Origin of the sequence: Serratia sp. CY82433 (assembly GCF_052166535.1) — a bacterium.
Classification (GTDB): domain Bacteria; phylum Pseudomonadota; class Gammaproteobacteria; order Enterobacterales; family Enterobacteriaceae; genus Serratia; species Serratia sarumanii.
Map to the genome: position 1 here is coordinate 138,202 of NZ_JBJNOR010000001.1, position 19,770 is coordinate 157,971.

17 protein-coding genes are annotated in these 19,770 nt (G+C 57.1%); 7 read left to right on the plus strand and 10 right to left on the minus strand.

Features of this window, described 5'->3' with window-relative positions; all coding sequences use genetic code 11:
• Window positions 1-20 precede the first annotated feature (20 nt).
• The 3 genes from thiI (at window position 21) to ACJ8PI_RS00735 (ending at window position 5,158) form a co-directional block, all read left to right on the plus strand.
• Complete coding sequence (thiI, locus tag ACJ8PI_RS00725; RefSeq protein WP_033637305.1) at window positions 21-1,469, plus strand: tRNA uracil 4-sulfurtransferase ThiI; 1,449 nt, start codon at window positions 21-23, stop codon at window positions 1,467-1,469.
• Window positions 1,470-1,919: 450 nt separating this feature from the next.
• Window positions 1,920-3,497: a filamentous hemagglutinin N-terminal domain-containing protein gene (locus ACJ8PI_RS00730; protein WP_164134445.1), complete on the plus strand. Its 1,578-nt coding sequence runs from the start codon at window positions 1,920-1,922 to the stop codon at window positions 3,495-3,497.
• 44 nt (window positions 3,498-3,541) lie between these two features.
• Window positions 3,542-5,158, plus strand: a complete 1,617-nt coding sequence (locus ACJ8PI_RS00735) for a ShlB/FhaC/HecB family hemolysin secretion/activation protein (RefSeq protein WP_041033637.1) — start codon at window positions 3,542-3,544, stop codon at window positions 5,156-5,158.
• A gap of 46 nt (window positions 5,159-5,204) precedes the next feature.
• Here the strand turns inward: ACJ8PI_RS00735 and yajL are convergent, their stop codons facing one another.
• Both yajL and panE read right to left on the minus strand, forming a co-directional pair.
• Complete coding sequence (gene yajL, locus ACJ8PI_RS00740; protein ID WP_164134444.1) at window positions 5,205-5,807, minus strand: protein deglycase YajL; 603 nt, start codon at window positions 5,805-5,807, stop codon at window positions 5,205-5,207.
• Window positions 5,770-6,681 (minus strand): 2-dehydropantoate 2-reductase, encoded by a 912-nt coding sequence (gene panE, locus ACJ8PI_RS00745; protein ID WP_033647309.1) that lies wholly within the window; start codon window positions 6,679-6,681, stop codon window positions 5,770-5,772. Before panE ends, yajL begins: the two co-directional genes overlap by 38 nt.
• Window positions 6,682-6,863: 182 nt before the next feature.
• On the opposite strand from panE, the gene ACJ8PI_RS00750 reads away from it, so the two are divergent.
• Window positions 6,864-7,355 carry a YajQ family cyclic di-GMP-binding protein gene (locus ACJ8PI_RS00750; RefSeq protein ID WP_004940373.1) on the plus strand — a complete coding sequence of 164 codons (492 nt, stop codon included), beginning with the start codon at window positions 6,864-6,866 and terminating at the stop codon, window positions 7,353-7,355.
• A 34-nt stretch (window positions 7,356-7,389) separates the two neighbouring features.
• Here the strand turns inward: ACJ8PI_RS00750 and ACJ8PI_RS00755 are convergent, their stop codons facing one another.
• The 8 genes from ACJ8PI_RS00755 to ACJ8PI_RS00790 form a co-directional block, all read right to left on the minus strand.
• Window positions 7,390-8,754 carry an MFS transporter gene (locus tag ACJ8PI_RS00755; protein ID WP_033653267.1) on the minus strand — a complete coding sequence of 455 codons (1,365 nt, stop codon included), beginning with the start codon at window positions 8,752-8,754 and terminating at the stop codon, window positions 7,390-7,392.
• 198 nt (window positions 8,755-8,952) lie between these two features.
• Window positions 8,953-9,843, minus strand: a complete 891-nt coding sequence (gene cyoE, locus ACJ8PI_RS00760) for a heme o synthase (protein WP_019454196.1) — start codon at window positions 9,841-9,843, stop codon at window positions 8,953-8,955.
• A 17-nt stretch (window positions 9,844-9,860) separates the two neighbouring features.
• A complete protein-coding gene (locus ACJ8PI_RS00765) occupies window positions 9,861-10,199 on the minus strand; it encodes a cytochrome o ubiquinol oxidase subunit IV (protein ID WP_004940369.1) in 339 nt (112 codons plus the stop codon).
• Complete coding sequence (locus ACJ8PI_RS00770; protein ID WP_004940367.1) at window positions 10,199-10,813, minus strand: cytochrome o ubiquinol oxidase subunit III; 615 nt, start codon at window positions 10,811-10,813, stop codon at window positions 10,199-10,201. Before ACJ8PI_RS00770 ends, ACJ8PI_RS00765 begins: the two co-directional genes overlap by 1 nt.
• Window positions 10,803-12,794 carry a cytochrome o ubiquinol oxidase subunit I gene (cyoB, locus tag ACJ8PI_RS00775; RefSeq protein ID WP_033637313.1) on the minus strand — a complete coding sequence of 664 codons (1,992 nt, stop codon included), beginning with the start codon at window positions 12,792-12,794 and terminating at the stop codon, window positions 10,803-10,805. The genes ACJ8PI_RS00770 and cyoB overlap by 11 nt, the downstream gene beginning before the upstream one ends.
• A 3-nt stretch (window positions 12,795-12,797) precedes the next feature.
• Window positions 12,798-13,748 carry a cytochrome o ubiquinol oxidase subunit II gene (gene cyoA, locus ACJ8PI_RS00780; protein WP_025301763.1) on the minus strand — a complete coding sequence of 317 codons (951 nt, stop codon included), beginning with the start codon at window positions 13,746-13,748 and terminating at the stop codon, window positions 12,798-12,800.
• A 440-nt stretch (window positions 13,749-14,188) separates the two neighbouring features.
• A complete protein-coding gene (gene ampG / locus ACJ8PI_RS00785) occupies window positions 14,189-15,667 on the minus strand; it encodes a muropeptide MFS transporter AmpG (RefSeq protein WP_033653264.1) in 1,479 nt (492 codons plus the stop codon).
• A 51-nt stretch (window positions 15,668-15,718) separates the two neighbouring features.
• Window positions 15,719-16,297, minus strand: a complete 579-nt coding sequence (locus ACJ8PI_RS00790) for a lipoprotein (protein WP_399573428.1) — start codon at window positions 16,295-16,297, stop codon at window positions 15,719-15,721.
• Between the two features lie 314 nt (window positions 16,298-16,611).
• Between ACJ8PI_RS00790 and bolA the strand changes: the two genes are divergently transcribed.
• From bolA to clpP, 3 genes are all read left to right on the plus strand, one after another.
• The gene (bolA, locus tag ACJ8PI_RS00795) at window positions 16,612-16,926 is read left to right on the plus strand and encodes a transcriptional regulator BolA (protein ID WP_004940361.1); all 315 of its coding nucleotides are present in this window, start codon (window positions 16,612-16,614) and stop codon (window positions 16,924-16,926) included.
• Between the two features lie 367 nt (window positions 16,927-17,293).
• Window positions 17,294-18,598 (plus strand): trigger factor, encoded by a 1,305-nt coding sequence (gene tig, locus ACJ8PI_RS00800; RefSeq protein WP_004940358.1) that lies wholly within the window; start codon window positions 17,294-17,296, stop codon window positions 18,596-18,598.
• A gap of 438 nt (window positions 18,599-19,036) precedes the next feature.
• A complete protein-coding gene (clpP, locus tag ACJ8PI_RS00805) occupies window positions 19,037-19,660 on the plus strand; it encodes an ATP-dependent Clp endopeptidase proteolytic subunit ClpP (RefSeq protein WP_016928858.1) in 624 nt (207 codons plus the stop codon).
• Window positions 19,661-19,770: the final 110 nt, after the last annotated feature.

Consider the following 19,770-nt stretch of genomic DNA (forward strand, 5'->3'; position numbering starts at 1 on the left):
ATCTGACAACAAAGACCGCCATGAAGTTTATCATTAAATTGTTCCCGGAAATCACCATCAAGAGCCAATCTGTGCGCTTGCGCTTTATCAAGATTCTCTCGACCAATATTCGCAACGTCCTGAAGCAGTATGATGAAACGCTGGCGGTCGTCCGTCACTGGGATCATATCGAAGTTCGCGCCAAAGATGAAAACCAGCGGCCGGTCATCGCCGACGCCCTGACGCGCATTCCCGGCATCCACCATATTCTGGAAGTGGAAGATCGCGCTTATACCGATATCCACCACATCTTCGAGCAGACGCTGGAAGCCTACCGCGCCCAGCTGGAAGGCAAAACCTTCTGCGTGCGCGTCAAGCGCCGCGGCAAGCAGGCGTTCAACTCGCAGGACGTGGAGCGCTATGTCGGCGGCGGTCTGAACCAGCATATCGAGAGCGCGCGCGTTAACCTGACCCGCCCGCAGGTTACGGTAAACCTGGAGATCGAAGACGACAAGCTGATGCTGGTCAAACGCCGCCTCGAAGGCATCGGCGGTTACCCGGTCGGCACCCAGGAAGACGTAATGTCGCTGATTTCCGGCGGTTTCGACTCGGGCGTGTCCAGCTACATGCTGATGCGTCGCGGCTGCCGCGTGCACTTTTGCTTCTTCAACCTGGGCGGCGCCGCGCACGAGATCGGCGTGAAGCAGGTGGCGCACTACCTGTGGAATCGCTTCGCCAGCTCGCACAAGGTGCGCTTCGTCGCCATCGATTTCGAGCCGGTGGTGGGTGAGATCCTGGAGAAGATTGACGACGGCCAGATGGGCGTGGTGCTCAAGCGCATGATGGTGCGCGCCGCTTCGCAAGTGGCCGAACGCTACGGCGTGCAGGCGCTGGTGACCGGCGAAGCGTTGGGGCAGGTCTCCAGCCAGACGCTGACCAACCTGCGCTTGATCGACAACGCGTCCGATACCCTGATCCTGCGTCCGCTGATCTCGCACGATAAAGAGCACATCATCAAGCTGGCGCGCGAAATCGGCACCGAAGACTTCGCCAAAACCATGCCGGAATACTGCGGCGTGATTTCGAAGAGCCCGACGGTGAAAGCCGTCAAGGCCAAGATCGAAGAGGAAGAGAGCCACTTCGATTTCAGCATTCTCGACCGGGTGGTGAGCGAAGCGAAGAACGTCGATATCCGCTCCATCGCCGAGCAGGCGCAGGAGCAAGTGACCGAGGTGGAAACCGTCGCGGCCTTCGGCGCCGACGAGGTGATCCTGGATATCCGCTCCAACGACGAGCAGGAAGAGAAGCCGCTGCAGCTGGAACAGGTTGAAGTGAAAGCGCTGCCGTTCTACAAGCTGAGCACCCAGTTCGGCGATCTGGATCAGAGCAAAACCTACCTGCTGTACTGCGAGCGCGGCGTGATGAGCCGCCTGCAGGCGCTGTACCTGCTGGAGCAAGGCTTCAGCAACGTGAAGGTTTATCGTCCGTAATTTATCCGCCGGCGTCGCCAGACGCCGGCCGTTTTCTTTCAAAGCGCATTTTCCCGCCAAATAACCCTGCTTATTACGCCGTTTTTTAAACAATACACTTAACTTGGTTTTTGTTTTTATTAAAATCACTTCAGTCAATATATTAAATATCTATTGATTTTTTTATTTGATGGTATGGATATTATTGTTATCGAACGCTGGCAACCCTGTCGGCGTTTATCTGCAGATTCCCTATTGAAATTGTGTTTTGGCATTTGATTGCGCATATTTTTTCTCTTACTGTGCAAATTATATTTTTGCTGAGCATAGGCCATTCGTATTTTATGGTTATCAGGGTAATGCACATTGCAAAGGAGAATATCCCTATGGCCATTAATGTTTTTCGCCATTAGTCTGAACGTCAGTTAATGGTTGGCAGGGATGGACAACGTTATTTAAGGAGAGCGATTAATGAAAATGAATAAGACGACATTGCTGTTGTCGGCAGCGGCGTTGCTGTTGCCCAGCGCGCCGCTGTTGGCGCAAATAGCACCTCAGACGGGGGGCGCATCGGTTGACCATATCAATCAGGTGCCGGTGGTGAATATCAATCGTGCGGGTGCGGACGGTGTCTCGCATAACGTTTACACGCAGTTCGACGTTGGCGCTCAGGGCGCTATTTTAAATAACAGCCTTGCGGGCGCGAATACGTCATTGGCCGGAACCGTTGCGGGGAACGCTCAGTTAGAGGGCCGTGCAGCTAAGGTAATTCTGAATGAAGTGAATTCGGTAAATAAAAGTATTTTGAAGGGGATGGTAGAGGTCGCCGGGCAACGTGCCGATGTTGTCATTGCCAATAAATCCGGCATTACCTGCAACGGTTGCGGTTTTATTAATGCCCGCAACGGCGTATTAACTACCGCCGATTTGCAGTTCAAGGACGGTGCTTTTAACGGCTACCACGTTAATCAAGGCAATATTCGAGTCGAGGGGGAGGGCTTGACGAAGGGCGATGTCGATTATACGGCTGTTATTGCGCGCACGGCGGAAATCAGCGCGGCGGTTCATGCGGACGCCCTGTTAGTCTCGGCGGGGAAAAAAACGGTTTCGGCGGATCTATCCCGCTTCAATAGCGTTGAAGCGTCTAAAGATAAGCCTGAAGTGTTGATCGACGTCGCCGAGTTGGGCGGCATGTACGCCAACAAGATTAAGTTGGTCGCCAATGAAAACGGCGTAGGCGTCAATAGCGGCAATGCCAATGGCGCGGTCTCCAACGCCGGCGCCGCGTTGAACAATGTCAGCATCGTCAGTATTCAGACCGACGCGGGAAGTGATGAGCGCGTGCAAATCGGCAACGGCGCTCAAAACGTATCCCGCGCTTCCGTCGGTATCGCCAACCGCGGGCAGATTCAGGCGAAAAATGGCGGCGCCGACATCAGTACCGACTCGCTGGTCAATCAAGGAAATATCGCTTCACAGGGGCAATTGAACATCAGCGCTACCCGGCTGCAAAATGAAAAGAACGTGAGTGCGCGTTCGGCCTCCCTGACGGCAACGCAGCTGGACAATATCGGCCGCATTGAGGGCGGGGCAATACGGCTGAATGCGACCCAACTGAACAATCGCGGCAGCGTCAAAACGCAAAACGGCGCGCTGACACTGCGGGCGACCCGCGTCGACAATACCGGCGGCATTCAATCCGCGCAGGCTTTGCAACTCAACGCCACCAGCTTGTTCAACGCCGGCAATGGCGTGATCGAAGCCCAAAACGGCGCGGCGATCCAGGGAACGTCCATCACCAACCGCGGGAGCATCGTTTCTCGCGCTTCTTCCATCAGCTTGTCGGACACCAGTTTCAGCAACTACGGCAGGATTGAAGCCTATGGCGATATCAGCCATCGCGGCGTCTCTTTCAACAACTCAGGCACGATGCGCTCCACGTCCGGCGCGGTCACCAACAACGGCCGCGACATCAACAAGCCCGCGAATAGCTGGGGTTGGGGATACGGCGGTTTCGGCTGGCCTTACGGTTGGTCTTATTGGATGTGACAAACGTTTCCCCCACCCAAGGGTGGGGGAATGGATGAGAGAGCATGAAAAGGGAATGTCTTATTCTTTGTCTGGGCGTGCTGTTCAGCTGTTGCAGCCGCGCTGAAGCCACGCCGGCGCCGGCCAAACAACGCGTTAGCCAGGAAAGCCTCATCGGCGATACGCAACGCAAGCTGTTACCGTCCACCCCTCCTGTTTTGTCGCCGCAGCCGGAGCAAAACGCGCAAGCGGACATATTTATCAGCGAATCTCCGTGTTGGATGATCGATAAAGTCGAAACGGCGACGGCGCCGCTACGCCTCACGGCTTTCAAACAGTTGGCGCATACGGCCCGTGGCCGCTGTATGGGGGAGAAAGGGTTGGCGAGGTTGCGCAAAAAGCTGCAAAACGCGCTGATAGCGCAAGGCTATATCACTTCGCGGGTGCAGCTCGACGTTCAAGAGGTACCGGCAGGGATACTGAAGGTTCGTGTGCATTATGGCCGCATCGGTCAGCTGAAAATGCAGGCGGGCAGCAGCGCCTATTTCCGCCCCGATGCGCTTTTTCCCATTGCGGCCGGCGATGTGCTGAATTTGCGTAGTATCGAGCAAGGGCTGGAGAACATGGGGGGGATACCGGGCGTCATCAGCGATATCCGCATTGCTCCGGGCGAACGAGCTGGCGAAAGCGATATCGAGATCCTGCGCCAACAGGATAAATATTGGCGTTTTACCGCCTGGGCGGATGACGCCGGCGTTCGTTCTACGGGGCGTTATCAGACCGGCGGCGCGCTGTATCTCGATAATCTGACCGCCTTGGGCGACGTTTTTTACCTGTCGATGGCGCGCAGCATTCTGGCGCCGCCGGGCAAAGGCAATGAAAGCCGCGCCCTGTACTATAGCTTGCCTTGGGGATACTGGCGCTTCAGCGCGTTGGGCGGAGACAGCCGCTATCACCAGACTTTCGCCGGCAACTTCACCGATTATCGCTATAACGGCCGTTCGCAGTATTGGGGGCTGCAGGCTGACTATACGTTGGCGCGCGGGATGAATGAGAAAACGTCGTTGAATGCGCAACTGCTGCAACGTCATTACCGCTATTACCTCAATGACACGGAGATTGCCTTGCAGAGCGCACGGCTAACCAGCCTGAAGCTGGGCGTCAGCCATCTTTATTATGGCGCCCGTGCGCAAATCGCGCTGACCGCCGACGCCCTTGCCGGGGTCGGGAAGGGGAGCTCACATGCCGAACAGCAGCTGCGAGCGGGCGGCAGTATGCTGAAACCCTTCAATGCATTTGGTCATCGTTTGCGTTATCTCGGGGAGTTATCGGGGCAATGGGCGAGCGCCGCACAGCCGATCCAGGATAAGTCGTTTATCGGCGACCGTTCTACGGTGCGTGGGTTTAGCGGCGACAGCAAATTGATCGGCAGCAGCGGAGGGTATCTGCGCAATACGCTGACGTTGGAACGTGACATGCTGCAACCCTATATTGGATTCGACTACGGGCAGTTGGCCAAACAACAGGGGGAAGGCGGCCAGTTGGCGGGGAGCGTCATTGGCCTGCAGGTGAATCAGGGGCGTTTTGCTGCGGACATTTTCGCCGGCACGCCGGTGATCAAACCCGGCGCGCTGCCGAGTGAGCGTCTGGTTTTGGGCTTCTCCAGCCAGCTCAGTTTTTGACGCGATACGGGGCGCGGATCTGCGCCCCGTGTTTACGATCGCTGATTCAGTTTTCTTCACTGTCGCGATAATCGTACATCCCGGGGATCAGCACCAGCTGCGCGGCGATCTCCGCCGCCTTGGCCTTGCCGAGCAGCAGGTCTATCAGCTTCAGCGCGAACTCCATCGCGGTGCCCGGCCCCTGGCTGGTGAGCAGGTTGACGCGCGCGTCGTACACCACGCGGCGCTCCATCCATTTATCCGCCGGTATCTGGTCTTTCAGGCCCGGGAAGCCGGTCATGTTGCCGCTCGGGAACAGATCGTGATGCTGCAGCACCAGCGCCGGCGCCGCGCAGATGGCGGCGACAATGTTGCCCTGCAGATGCATCTGCCGCACCTTTTCCACCAGCAGCGGGCTGTCGCGGAAGCATTCTGCGCCTTTCAGGCCGCCGGGCAGTACGATGGCGTCGAACGGCTCATCGACGATCGCCACCAGCGGCGCGTCGGCCAGCAGCTTGACGCCGCGCGAACAGACGATAGTCAGCTCGCCGTCGCCGGCAACGCTGGCGGTAGTGACTTTTACGCCCGCCCGCACCAGCAGATCGAGGGTGGTGACGGCTTCGATTTCTTCGCTACCAGGTGCCAGGCAGACCAGCGCCGATACGCTCATATTCATTTTCCTTTCGTTTAATCAGTTCAAACAGCCGCGCATTCTCCGGCAGCGTGAGGCCGTGGCTGCGCGCGCGGCGCAGCAGGTAACCGGTGATGTAGTCGATCTCGGTGTGCCGCTGGCTGCGGATATCCTGCAGCATCGACGAAACGTTGTCGGCGGTGCTGTGGATCACGTCCATCACGTACTGCATCAGACCTTCGCAGGAGGTGTGGTAGCCCTCCATCGCCATCACGCTGGCGACTTCACGGCACAGCGTTTCGATCTGTTCCGGGTAGCGCTGCAGATCGCCGTTGCGGCAGCCGTACAGCGCCGTCAGCGGGTTGATCACGCAGTTGACCGCCAGCTTGCGCCAGTTGGCCGAGGCGATGTTGTTGTGCCAGGCGACGTCGGGCAGCGCCTGATGCAGCACTTCCGCCAGGTGGCTGAGGTGTTGGGCGGCCGGCGAGGTGGGGCCAATGTGGGTGATGCCGGTGGCGACGTGAATAATGGTGCTGCCTTCGTGGCGCGCGGCGTGGGTGGTGGTGCCCTGCAGGATCGGCTGGCCGTTCGGCGGCAGCTCCTCCTGGGTGCCCATGCCGTTGTGCAGCAGCAAAATGGCGCACTGGGGGTTCAGCTTCGGCAGCAGCGCGCTGACCGCGCTGGACACCTGCCAGGCTTTCAGCGTCACCAGCAGCAGCTCGCTCTGCGCGAGGTGCTCCGGATCGTTGGTGGGCAAGTTGCGATTAAACGAGACGCCTTCTGGCTCTATCACGTTCACGGCGCAAAAAGGCTGAGGCACTCTTAGCCATCCCTGCACATCGTGGCCCTGTTGATACAGCCGGGAGAGCCACAGTTGTCCGAGCGCGCCGCAACCAAGAATGGTTATTTTCATTCAGTCTCCTTGGAAACACGGGAATACCGCTCAATTACCGTGAATTAACTATAGGCTTTATGGCAGCCCGAAGCGCTATCCCTGCGTGCGTTCAGCAGATTTTGTCTGAGGCGGCAAAGCGGTTATCATGCTCGGCATCAAAATCGCCTAAGCTATTAGGCACTCATTCAGGAGGAAGAAGTATGCCATCTTTCGACATCGTTTCCGAAATTGATATGCAGGAAGTGCGTAACGCCGTTGAGAACGCCACCCGCGATCTCGGCACCCGCTGGGATTTTCGCAACGTGCCGGCCAGCTTTGAGCTAAACGAGAAAAACCAAAGCATCAAGGTTGCCACCGAGTCTGATTTCCAGGTGCAGCAGCTGCTCGACATTCTGCGCGAAAAGCTGAGCAAGCGCAGCATCGACGGCGCCGCGCTGGAGATCCCGGAAGAGTTTACCCACAGCGGTAAAACCTACAGCGTGGAAGCCAAGCTGAAGCAGGGGATTGAAACCTCTGTGGCGAAGAAAATCGTCAAGCTGATCAAAGACAGCAAGCTGAAGGTGCAGGCGCAGATCCAGGGCGAAGAAGTGCGGGTGACCGGCAAGTCACGCGACGATTTGCAGAGCGTGATGGCGCTGGTGCGCGGCGGCGATCTGGGGCAGCCGTTCCAGTTCAAGAACTTCCGCGATTAATCTCTACGGGGCCGGCATTGCCGGCCCTGATGCTTTATAGCGAATTGACCAGCGCTTCCAGCTGACCGCGATTGGTCTGCTTGGTATCCACCTTGACGTAGGCGCTGCGCTCTTCCGGCACCACGATCGCTTCGGCCACGCCGGGCTGCGCCTTCAGGCGGCTTTCCAGCGCCGAATCCTTTACCGCCAGTTCCGACAGCGTAATGCGCAGGCTGCTGACATACGGCGGCTCTTTCATGGTGCTGCTGACCAGGAACCAGACCGCGGCCAACACGGCGCCGGCGATAAACACCAGCCCTGCGCCCTGCAATCCGTATAGCCAGCCGCCGAGGCTGCCGCCGATCGCCACGCCGATAAACTGGCTGGTGGAGTAGACCCCCATCGCGGTGCCCTTGTAGCCGGCCGGCGATTCTTTGCTGATCAGCGAAGGCAGAATGGCTTCCATCACGTTGAAGGCTATGAAGAACAGCTGCACGCCGGCGATGATGCCCCACAGGCGCGCGCCGGAGAGCCACAGCAACACTTCGGCGCAGAACAGCACCGCCACGCAGCCCATAAACACCTGTTTCATGCGGCGATATTTTTCGGCATAGATGATGAAAGGCACCACGGCGGCGAACGACACCAGCATGGTGACCAGGTAGACGATCCAGTGCTCGCTGGCCGCCAGCCCGGCTTTTTCCATCGCCAGCGGCAGCGCCACGAAGCTCGACATCAGCAGGATATGCAGGCACATGATGCCGAAGTTGAGCTTCAGCAGGCGCGAGTTGCTCAGCACCTTGCGGAAGCTGCCGCGCACGATGCTGGACTCGCGGTTCAGCAGGTGAGTGTCGGCGGAAGGCACCACCGCCAGGGTGATGACAATGCCGGCCAGCGCCAGTACGGCGATCATCCAGAACAGCGCATGCAGGCCTAAGGCGTGGGTGATGATAGGGCCCAATACCATGGCGATGGCGAAGGTGATGCCGAAGCTGACGCCGATAAACGCCATCGCCTTGGTGCGGTTCTGCTCGCGGGTCAGATCGGAGAGCAGCGCCATTACCGCGGCGGCGATGGCGCCGGAGCCTTGTAGCGCGCGGCCGAGGATCACGCCCCAGATCGAGTCGGTAGCGGCGGCGATCACGCTGCCGAGGGCAAAGATCAGCAGGCCGCCGACGATCAGCGGCTTGCGGCCGATGCGATCGGACACCAGGCCGAACGGGATTTGAAACACCGCCTGCGCCAGGCCGTAGATGCCGATGGCGATGCCGATCAGCGCTTCGCTGGCGCCGTTGAGCGCCATGCCGTAGGTGGTTAGCACCGGCAGTACCATAAACATGCCGAGCATGCGCAGGGAGAATACGGTGCCTAATCCCCAGGTGGCGCGGCGCTCCTGCGGGGTCATTGAATTATCGTTCACATCAAACCTCGGTAAAAACCATGCCATCAGACGTTGAGACAGCGCCTGATGGCATGATTTCTGTAAAGCTGCGTCATTTTAGTGTGCAGGGCAGGGGGGGTAAATCGAATGTTGTTTAACAGATATTACAGTTCGGCCGCTTTTCGGCGTGACAAATAAAATGGGCCGCAAAAGCGGCCCATTCACAGATGATTTGGCTTACCAAACGTAGGTCACCAGCGCTTCAGGCGCCGCCGTGGCGCTGAAGTCGATCGACATCATCACGCTCAGCGAGGTGATGGCGACGATGGAGAACACGAACAGTTTACGCGCCCAGACGCTGTCGTTTTCGGTTTTGTAACCGCGTAGCGCCATGCCCAGCCACCAGACGCTCACCGCCGCAGCGACGATCAGGTATTTGTAGCCGGCGTAGCCCACCAGGGTCAGCATCAGCGTGGCGATCATAAATGCCAGGATGTAGACCGTGATGTGGTTCTTGGCGACGGAAATGCCTTTCACCACCGGCAGCACCGGAATGTTGGCCGCCTGGTAATCTTTAAAGCGGAAGATAGCGATCGCATAAGAATGCGGCATCTGCCACAGGCTAAAGATAGCCAGCAGGATCAACGCCCCGGCGTCGAACTCGTTGGTTACCGCGCAGTAGCCGATAACCGGCGGCGCGGCGCCCGACAGGCTGCCGATCAGCGTGCCGTAGACCGAGTGGCGTTTCATGTACAGGCTGTAAACGCCGACATAAACCACGAAGCCCATCACCGCCAGCCACATGGCCAGCGGGTTGGCCGCGATATACAGCAACGCGAAGCCCACAATACCCAGAACGGTCGCATAAACCAGGGTGACACTCGGCGCGATCAGGCCTTTTACCAGCACCCGATTCTTCGTTCTCTCCATTTTCTTGTCGATGTCGCGGTCGATGTAGTTGTTAAACACACAGCCCGACGCGACCACCAACGAGACACCCACCAGGGTGGCGAGAAACAGGGGATAGTCGATGCTCCCTTTGGAAGCGAGCAGGAATCCCCCAACGACAGAAATTAAATTGCCGAAAATAATTCCTGGTTTAGTGACTTGCAGGTATTGCTTAATCATCACGTGCAGCTCAGCTCTTAATCGACCATCATATTGATGTTGAGGTTGTACATAATCCAGAGTGAACCTACAACAACGATACCGATGATCATAGCGGTGAACAGCAATGCCACCAGGTTCCAGCGCTCTTCCGATGAGGTGTTCATGTGCAGGAAGTAAACCAGGTGAACAATCACCTGGATAACCGCCATGCCGACAACAACCGCCAGGATGGTGGAATGAGAGGCAGTGCCGTTCATTACCATCGCAAATGGAATTACCGTCAGGATGATCGACAGAATAAAGCCGATCAGGTATGACTTCACGCTGCCGTGGCTTGCGCCGCCGTGAGAGGTTTCATGGGATGAATGGCTCATTACATAACCCCCAGCAGGTAGACAACGGTAAATACGCAGATCCAGACCACGTCCAGGAAGTGCCAGAACAGGCTCAGGCACATCAGGCGGGTTTTGTTGGTCGCGGTCAGGCCGAACTTGCTCACCTGAATCATCAGCACGATGATCCAAATCAGGCCGGAAGTTACGTGCAGACCGTGGGTGCCGACCAGCGCGAAGAAGCTGGACAGGAACGCGCTGCGATCCGGACCGAAGCCTTCGGCGATCAGATGATGGAATTCATAGATTTCCATCGCCACGAAGCCCAGACCAAACAGGAAGGTCAGGAACAGCCAGGTGTTTACACCGCCAACTTTACCCTTGTTCATGGCGATCATCGCCATGCCGTAGGTGATGGAGCTGAACAACAGCAGGAAAGTTTCGACCAGGACAAACTTCAGGTCGAAGATGTCTTTACCTGAGGGACCGCCAGCGGTCCCGTTCACCAGGACTGCATAAGTCGCGAACAAGCTCGCAAACAAAATACAGTCGCTCATCAGGTAGATCCAGAATCCGAAGACTTTGGTCTCTCCCGCGTCGTGGTGCCCATGCTCTGCATGGGCTGCGTTATGATTGGTCAGAGTTTCAGTTGACATGGTTCACGCCTGCTTTACGGATTTGTTCGTAGTGTTGGTTCTCAATGCGCTCGATTTCATCAACCTGCACATAGTAGTCAACATCGTGATCGAAGCTCTTGCCGATCCAGACAACGATCATACCGATGAAGCCGGCCAGAGCCATCCACCAGATTTCCCAAATCATTGCGAAACCGAATACCAGGCTGAAGAAGGCGATGATCACGCCGGCGCCGGTGTTCTTAGGCATATGAATCGGTTCGTATTTAGCCGGTTTCTTATACGCTTCGCCTTTTTCTTTCATGTCCCAGAATTCATCACGGTCATGAATCTGCGGCACTACGGCAAAGTTATAGAACGGCGGTGGAGACGAAGTTGACCACTCCAGAGTACGAGCGCCCCATGGGTCACCGGTCAGATCGCGGTTCTGTTCGCGGTCACGGATACTGACGAAGATCTGAATCAGCTGGCACAGGATGCCGCAGGCGATCAGCGCCGCACCGCCGGCTGCAACCAGCAGCAGAGGGTGGAACTCAGGGTTGATGTTCTGGCTGATACGACGGGTCATGCCCATAAAGCCCAATGCGTACAGCGGCATGAAGGCGGTGAAGAAGCCGATGATCCAGAACCAGAACGCGCGGATGCCCCATTTTTCGTTCAGCGTGAAACCGAAGGATTTCGGGAACCAGTAGGTCAGGCCCGCGAAGCAACCGAACACCACGCCGCCGATGATGACGTTGTGGAAGTGAGCGATCAGGAACAGGCTGTTGTGCAGCACGAAGTTCGCGCCCGGCACCGCCAGCAGAACGCCGGTCATACCACCCACGGAGAAGGTGATGATGAAGCCAACGGTCCACAGCATCGCGGAGTTGAGCTTGATACGGCCCTGATACATGGTGAACAGCCAGTTGAAGATTTTCACCCCGGTCGGGATGGAAATGATCATGGTGGCGATACCGAAGAAGGCGTTAACGTTCGCGCCGGACCCCATGGTAAAGAAGTGGTGCAGCCAGACGATGAACGACAGAACGGTGATCGCGATGGTTGCCCATACCAGTGAGGTATAGCCGAACAGGCGTTTTCTGGAGAAGGTCGCGGTGACTTCGGAGAACACGCCGAACACCGGCAGAACCAGGATATACACCTCTGGGTGACCCCAGGCCCAAATCAGGTTGATGTACATCATCATGTTGCCGCCCATATCATTGGTGAAGAAATGGGTGCCCAGATAGCGATCCAGGGTCAGCAGCGCGATGGTGACGGTCAGAATTGGGAAAGAAACGATGATCAGGACGTTGGTACACAGCGCCGCCCAGGTGAACACCGGCATCTTCATCATAGGCATGCCTGGGGCACGCATCTTCAGAATGGTGGCGAAGAAGTTCACGCCGGTCAGCAGGGTACCCAGACCGGAAATCTGCAGACTCCAGATCCAGTAATCGACCCCGACGCCAGGACTGTACTCTTTACCCGACAGCGGCGGATACGCCAGCCAACCGGTCTGAGCGAACTCACCGACCCCCAGGGAGATGTTGATCAGCACAACGCCCACCACGAAGAACCAGAAGCTCAGGGAGTTCAGGAACGGGAAGGCGACGTCGCGCGCACCGATTTGCAGCGGCACCACGACGTTCATCAGGCCGACCACGAAAGGCATCGCCATGAAGAAGATCATGATAACGCCGTGCGCGGTGAAGATCTGGTCGTAGTGGTGCGGCGGCAGGAACCCGGCTTCGCCGGCGGACGCCAACGCCTGCTGGCTACGCATCATGATGGCGTCGGCGAAACCGCGCAGCAGCATGACCATCGCCACGATGATGTACATGATACCAATTTTTTTATGGTCGACCGAAGTCAGCCATTCGCTCCACAACCACTTCCATTTGCCGAAATATGTCAGCAGCGCCAGCACTGCCAGGCCCCCGACAATAATTGCGGCTACGGTGACCATGATGATCGGTTCGTGGTACGGAACCGCATCAAGTGTTAATTTTCCCAACATCAGTTATTCCTCGGCTCCGGCGTGAGCAGCATGTTCACCCATGTCCATACCTTGGCTCATGTCCATGCCTTCGTGCGCGCCAGCGCCTTTGTGCATATCCATGTCGCCCATGAATTTGGCAATTGTTTCTTTGAACAAATTCGGTTTGACAGCGGCAAAGTACTCAACCGGGTTGTTTTCACTCGGCTCTGCCAGTTTGTTAAAGTCGTCGGTGGTGTTCAGGTTTTTAGACGATGCCTTCACCTTGGCCACCCACTGATCGAAGTCGCCTTCGGTCGGGGTAACGATCGCGGTGAATTTCATACCGGAGAAGCCTGCGCCGCTGTAGCTGCTGGAGATGCCTTTGTAGGCACCGGCTTCGTTGCCGATCAGGTGCAGTTTGGTCTGCATGCCGGCCATCGCATAAATCTGTCCACCCAACTGCGGGATAAAGAACGAGTTCATTACCGAGTTAGAGGTGATCTTGAATTCGACTGGAACATCTTTCGGGAAAGCCAGCTCATTAACGGTCGCAATGCCTTGTTCCGGGTAGATGAACAGCCATTTCCAGTCGAGCGACACCACTTCGATCGTCATCGGCTTCTTGTCGGTGACAATCGGCTTGAACGGGTCGAGTTCGTGGGTAGTCTTCCAGGTAATGGTGCCAAGGATGGCGATGATAATGATAGGAATGGTCCAGACGACCGCTTCGATCTTGTTGGAGTGGGCCCAGTTCGGACTGTACTTGGCGTCTTTGTTGGAAGCGCGATACTTCCAGGCAAAGGCGAACGCCATGAAGATAACTGGCACCACCACGATCAACATCAACGCGATTGCAGTGATAATCAGTGTCCGTTGCTCAACACCAATTGCTCCTTTGGGATTCATCAAAACCATATCGCAACCACTGAGCAATACAGTGGCTGCGATTAATGACAGCATCCCAATACTTTTATTGTATTTCTTAAGTCTCATCTAACGACCTCAATAACAAAGGCTCAATTGTCGTTTCATGTGTGCGGGCATTTTACGGGAAGGTTGCAGTACTGTAAACATGCTTAAGGGAGTGTCAGCGGCTTGTTGACACTTTCTGTTAAGGGGGTCACAGATGTAACCCTGCGTGACAATTTACTAATGACAACAACGCGTTGGCACGCTGAATCGTGACGAGCAGCCCGTATGTTAAGGAAAACTAAAGGTATGATGAATTTGGCGAAGAAATGCGCGGCAGGGAAATACGAAGAAAAGGTTTATTTAATGTAAAATAATTGTGTCTTAAAGGTGAATTTAATTTTATTTCCGAGCGCGGCAGTCGGATAAAAAAATAATTTTCGCGCCGATTATCTTTTTTTACCGAAATAAATATACCCGCGGATCGCTTTTTTTTCGGCCGGCGAAATCGCCGGCCGGTCAGATTATGCCAAACGGGTGCGGCGAAGGGCGAGGTAATCCAGCGTGCTGCCCATCGCGACGCCGAGCAGGCTCAGCGCGGCGCCGACTTGCAGCAGCCGATCGGCCAGCAGCGGTGCCTGCGTCCAGTCCAGCGCATTGGCGATCAGCAACAGCAACCACAGGCCCAACAGTGAACAGCCTAGCGTCAGCAGGCGCAGTGCCCAACGGTAAGATTCTGAAAACTCGGTGCGCGGCATGAAGTCGCCATGCTGCTGGGTGTGCTCCAGCGTCTGACGGCAGATGCCGAGCAGCAGCAAGCCGGGCAGGGCGGCGGCGATAGAGAACAGGTAGAACAACGGCCAGCCGTGGGCTTCGACGAACCAGCCGGCGATCGGGCCGACATAGACGCGCCCCACGGCGGACAGCGCCGACAGCAGCGCGAACTGGGTGGCGGAGAACGAACGGTTGCACAGCGTCATCAGCAGCGCCACGAAGGCCGCGGTGCCCATGCCGCCACACAGGTTTTCGAGGAAGATGGCGCTGCCCATGGTGAGCAGGCTCTTGTCGGTCACCGCCAGGATCCAATACCCGAGGTTGGAGACCGCCTGCAGGACGCCGAACAGCATCAGCGCGCGGAACAGGCTGAGACGCTGCATCAGCACACCGCCGAACAGGGCGCCGACGATGGTGGCGAACAGGCCGAGGGTTTTGTTGACCAGCCCGACTTCACCGGCGTCGAACCCCACGCCGCGGATCAGGAAGGTGGTGCTGAGGCTGCCGGCGAAGGCGTCGCCCATTTTGTACATCACGATCAGCAGCAGGATCAGCCAGGCGTTGTTGCGGCCGAAGAAATCGCGCAGCGGCGCGACGACCGCCTGTTCCATGGTGCGCGGCGCCGGGATGCTTTCGTCCGGCTCCGGCGCCAGTAGCGTGGCGGCCACGCCGATCAGCATCAATCCGGCCATCAGCCAGTAGGTGGCTTGCCAGCCGAAATAGCGATCCGCCAGCCACAGCGCCAGGCCGCCGGAAACCAGCATCGCCAGCCGGTAACCCAGCACCGAGATCGCCGCGCCCGCCCCGCGCTCTTCGGCTTTCAGCAGATCGGTCTTGTAGGCGTCGAACACGATATCTTGCGAGGCGGAGCAGAACGCCACCAGCACCGCCAACGCCGCCAGCCACCACAGGTGCTGCGCGGGCTGCATAAAGCCCATCGCCACGATCGCCGCCACCAGCAGCAACTGGCTGACCAGCAGCCAACCGCGCCGCCGCCCGAGGAACGGTGGGGTATAGCGGTCCATGAACGGCGACCAGAGGAATTTGAAGACGTAGGCCTGGCCCACCAGCGAGAAGATGCCGATGGTTTTCAGATCGATATTTTCGACGGTCATCCAGGCTTGCAGCGTGCCGGAGGTCAATGCCAGCGGCAGACCCGACGCGAAGCCCAGCAGCAGCAGAATGGCGGAGTTACGCTGGGTGAAGATGTTCAGATAGTGTTTCGACATGAGTTCCCTGTCTGCGCCGCCCGATCCGCCGGGCGGCACAAGGCGCGGCGATTAGCGCGCGTTTTGCTTGATGAAATCGTTGACGCTGGTGTCCTGGGCCATATCGGCGATCACGTCGCCCAGCACGGAGTTGACGGCGTCGGTGATCTTCTCGTTGGTGGCCGTGAAGGCGCCCTGCACGTTATAGGTCGAGCGGTAATTCTTCACCTGCTTGTTGCCGTTCTTCGCCTGGGCGATGATCGAGATGTCGGCTTTGGTGGTGATGTTGTAGCGCAGGTTGCCTTCGGAGACGTCCGCGTACTGATTATTGACGACGATTTGCAGCGCCACCGGGCCGTCGGCGCCGATCATGTAGCCGCGTGCGCCCATCTGTTTCTCCAGCACTTCCTGCAGCAGGAAACGCAGATCGCGCGATGGCGTCAGCGTGACCAACTGGCCGTCGCGGTTCACCTTGGCCAGCGCCTGATCGGTGCGCTGATCCGCGCCGTTGATGCTGACGGTGATGCCCTGCAGGGTAGGATCCTGCTGCGGCAGAACGATTTTCGGCGTGACGTTGAGGGTGTTGCTGCTGGTCGCGCAGCCGGCCAGCAGCAGGGCGGCCAGCAAAGGAAGACAAAGTTTCTTTAACATATTTTCTGTCTCATTCTCGATGGATTTAGCAATAATCAGAGCGGGATAGCCGACAACAAATTGCCGACATCATAGCATCGCCGCCGTGCGGTGGAAGCGCGGAAGGCGCCTGAGTGACAAATTTTTACCTGCCGTTGATAAAAACACGCTTTTTTGGCCCGCTCAATCGGATAATCCCCCAAGCGGCGGGGATGACGCTCATCATTTGACCGCAGAAAAGAGAAATTTGTCCCGGCGATGGTCTAAACGGGGGGAAACCGGCTAATATTGAACTAGATGGGCACGGTCCTCTGCCGGTGTTGTAAGGAGATCCTATGATTCGCGAGCAAATAGAAGCAAAGTTAAGGGCGGCGTTTGAGCCCGCGTATCTGGAAGTCGTTGATGAAAGCTATCGTCATAACGTTCCGGCGGGTTCAGAAAGCCATTTCAAAGTGGTATTGGTCAGCGATCGCTTCGTCGGCGAACGTTTTTTGACGCGCCACCGCTCCATCTACGGCGTGCTGTCGGAGGAGCTGGCGGACGGCGTACACGCGCTGGCGCTGCACACCTACACGCTCAAAGAGTGGGAAGGGTTGCAGGATACCGTGCCGGCCTCGCCGCCGTGTCGCGGCGCCGGGACGCTGGCCTGAGGGGGAAATTTTCAGGTATCAGTGGAACTTTGCCCTTGAATTAGGGTATTACTACTGACGAATTTTGAAACGGCCTGCGGGCCGTTTCTGTTTTTGACGACGACACGGCCGATGCGCAATGTGGCCAACGTTCGGGCTGTTTTGGCGGCCTTTTGGCGATCGAATCGGCAAAAGTGTGAGTTTTAGCGCGCCTGCGCCGCCTAGCTTTCCTCGACTCGCCATGCATGCGCCGCTATAATGTCGCGTCTTATTTTTCCGGAATGGTTTCGGGACGCTTCTGTCATCAGGGAACTCGGTTCTTATTTGTAGCCGTCCTGGTTCTTGGAACGGAGTTGACCGAGCACTGTGATTTTTTTGAGGTAACAAGATGCAAGTTTCAGTAGAAACCACTCAAGGCCTTGGGCGCCGTCTCTCTATTACTGTACCGGCTGATACTATCAAGCAGGCGGTGAAGAAAGAGCTGATCAACGCAGCGAAAAGCGTGCGTATCGACGGCTTCCGCAAAGGCAAAGTGCCGATGAACATCGTGGAACAGCGTTACGGCGCCTCTGTTCGTCAGGACGTGCTGGGCGAAGCGATGCAGCGCAGCTTCGTTGACGCGATCATCAAAGAAAAGATTAATCCGGCCGGCGCACCAAACTACGTGCCGGGCGAGTACAAAGAAGGTGAAGACTTCACCTTCGCCGTTGAATTCGAAGTGTATCCAGAAGTTGAGCTGAAAGGCCTGGAAAACATCGAAGTTGAAAAACCTGTGGTTGAAGTGAACGACGAAGACGTCGACGCGATGCTGGACACCCTGCGCAAGCAGCAGGCGACCTGGAAAGAAACCGATCGCGCAGCGGAAGCTGAAGATCGCGTGACCGTTGACTTCACCGGTTCTATCGACGGTGAAGAGTTCGAAGGCGGCAAAGCGTCCGACTTCGTACTGGCAATGGGCCAGGGCCGCATGATCCCAGGCTTCGAAGAAGGCCTGGTCGGTCACAAAGCGGGCGAAGAGTTCTCCATCGACGTGAACTTCCCGGAAGATTACCACGCGGAAAACCTGAAGGGCAAAGCGGCCAAATTCGCTATCGTGCTGAAGAAAGTTGAAGAGCGCGAACTGCCGGAGCTGACCGAAGAGTTCATCAAGCGTTTCGGCGTGGCGGACGGTTCCGTTGCCGGCCTGCGCACCGAAGTTCGCAAGAACATGGAGCGCGAGCTGAAAGGCGCCGTGCGTAACCGCATCAAGTCTCAGGCGATCGACGGCCTGGTGAGCGCGAACGAAATCGACGTGCCAGCTGCCCTGATCGATGGCGAAATCGACGTGCTGCGTCGTCAGGCTGCACAGCGTTTCGGCGGCAACGAGAAGCAAGCGCTGGAACTGCCACGCGAGCTGTTCGAAGAGCAAGCGAAACGCCGCGTAGTGGTTGGCCTGCTGCTGGGTGAAGTGATCAGCACCAACGACCTGAAAGCTGACGAAGACCGCGTGAAGACGCTGATCGAAGAAATGGCTTCTGCCTACGAAGATCCGAGCGAAGTCATCGAGTTCTACAGCAAAAACAAAGAGCTGATGAACAACATGCGCAACGTGGCTCTGGAAGAGCAAGCGGTTGAAGCCCTGCTGGCAAAAGCGAAAGTGACTGAAAAAGCCACTACTTTCAGCGAGCTGATGAACCAGACTCAACAGGCGTAATGCCGGCGTGCCGGGCGCCATGAACGGCGCCTCCGGTTTCGCCTGGCGAACCGGCGCACGATGAAAAAGCCCGCAACCTCAGGTTGCGGGCTTTTCTTTTTGCCACGTTGCTGATTAATCTCAGGTTAAGCGGGGCAATATGCACTATATTTACCCTGTTGCCTGGGGAACTGGCTGGCATGATAACGGTCAGATTAACGGCATCGTTTTCGACGCGCGGAGAAAATCGGCCTCTGGGCTTGAAATCGCGCCGGGATCCCCCAATCTGTAAAGAATAATTCTGGGGCTGTTTGCCAAAGTGCGCGGGATGAAATAACCGTCGGGTACGTGCGGCGCGGGTCGAATGCTTGAGCATAGTCATCATGGCCGTTCTCAAGTAGAATCGGCGTATTAGGGTGACACCCTGGCCGCCAAGGCAATTTCTATTAGGAGACGGTAATGTCATACAGTGGCGAACGAGATCAATTTGCACCGAACATGGCGCTGGTGCCGATGGTGGTAGAGCAGACTTCACGCGGGGAGCGTTCTTACGACATCTATTCCCGCCTGCTGAAAGAGCGCATCATTTTCCTGACCGGCCAGGTGGAAGATCACATGGCCAACCTGATCGTGGCGCAAATGCTGTTCCTCGAAGCGGAAAGCCCGGAAAAAGACATTTTCCTCTACATCAACTCGCCGGGCGGGGTGATCACCGCGGGCATGTCGATTTACGACACCATGAAGTTCATCAAGCCGGACGTCAGCACCATCTGTATGGGGCAGGCGTGCTCGATGGGCTCCTTCCTGCTGACCGCGGGCGCCAAAGGCAAACGTTTCTGCCTGCCGAACTCGCGCGTGATGATTCACCAGCCGCTGGGCGGCTACCAGGGCCAGGCGACGGACATCGAAATCCACGCGCGCGAAATCCTCAAGGTGAAAGCGCGCATGAACGAACTGATGGCGGAACATACCGGCCAGCCGCTGGAGCAGATCGAGCGCGACACCGAGCGCGATCGCTTTATGACCGCGGAAGAAGCCGTGGAATACGGCCTGGTTGACGGCATTCTGACACACCGCAGCTAGAACCACGCGGCGCCGATGGACTATAGTAATCAGAGTGGGCAGGGGCTCGCTCTGCTGTGGCCACTCGGCGTTCCCGATATGAGTTTGGGCGCACTGCCGCCGTGATTTTC

Coding starts and splice junctions, on each gene's coding strand:
- thiI (WP_033637305.1), top strand. CDS start 21: ATGAAGTTTATCATTAAATTGTTCCCGGAAATCACCATCAAGAGCCAA.
- ACJ8PI_RS00730 (WP_164134445.1), top strand. CDS start 1,920: ATGAAAATGAATAAGACGACATTGCTGTTGTCGGCAGCGGCGTTGCTG.
- ACJ8PI_RS00735 (WP_041033637.1), top strand. CDS start 3,542: ATGAAAAGGGAATGTCTTATTCTTTGTCTGGGCGTGCTGTTCAGCTGT.
- yajL (WP_164134444.1), bottom strand. CDS start 5,807: ATGAGCGTATCGGCGCTGGTCTGCCTGGCACCTGGTAGCGAAGAAATC.
- panE (WP_033647309.1), bottom strand. CDS start 6,681: ATGAAAATAACCATTCTTGGTTGCGGCGCGCTCGGACAACTGTGGCTC.
- ACJ8PI_RS00750 (WP_004940373.1), top strand. CDS start 6,864: ATGCCATCTTTCGACATCGTTTCCGAAATTGATATGCAGGAAGTGCGT.
- cyoE (WP_019454196.1), bottom strand. CDS start 9,843: ATGATTAAGCAATACCTGCAAGTCACTAAACCAGGAATTATTTTCGGC.
- ACJ8PI_RS00765 (WP_004940369.1), bottom strand. CDS start 10,199: ATGAGCCATTCATCCCATGAAACCTCTCACGGCGGCGCAAGCCACGGC.
- ACJ8PI_RS00770 (WP_004940367.1), bottom strand. CDS start 10,813: ATGTCAACTGAAACTCTGACCAATCATAACGCAGCCCATGCAGAGCAT.
- cyoB (WP_033637313.1), bottom strand. CDS start 12,794: ATGTTGGGAAAATTAACACTTGATGCGGTTCCGTACCACGAACCGATC.
- cyoA (WP_025301763.1), bottom strand. CDS start 13,748: ATGAGACTTAAGAAATACAATAAAAGTATTGGGATGCTGTCATTAATC.
- ampG (WP_033653264.1), bottom strand. CDS start 15,667: ATGTCGAAACACTATCTGAACATCTTCACCCAGCGTAACTCCGCCATT.
- ACJ8PI_RS00790 (WP_399573428.1), bottom strand. CDS start 16,297: ATGTTAAAGAAACTTTGTCTTCCTTTGCTGGCCGCCCTGCTGCTGGCC.
- bolA (WP_004940361.1), top strand. CDS start 16,612: ATGATTCGCGAGCAAATAGAAGCAAAGTTAAGGGCGGCGTTTGAGCCC.
- tig (WP_004940358.1), top strand. CDS start 17,294: ATGCAAGTTTCAGTAGAAACCACTCAAGGCCTTGGGCGCCGTCTCTCT.
- clpP (WP_016928858.1), top strand. CDS start 19,037: ATGTCATACAGTGGCGAACGAGATCAATTTGCACCGAACATGGCGCTG.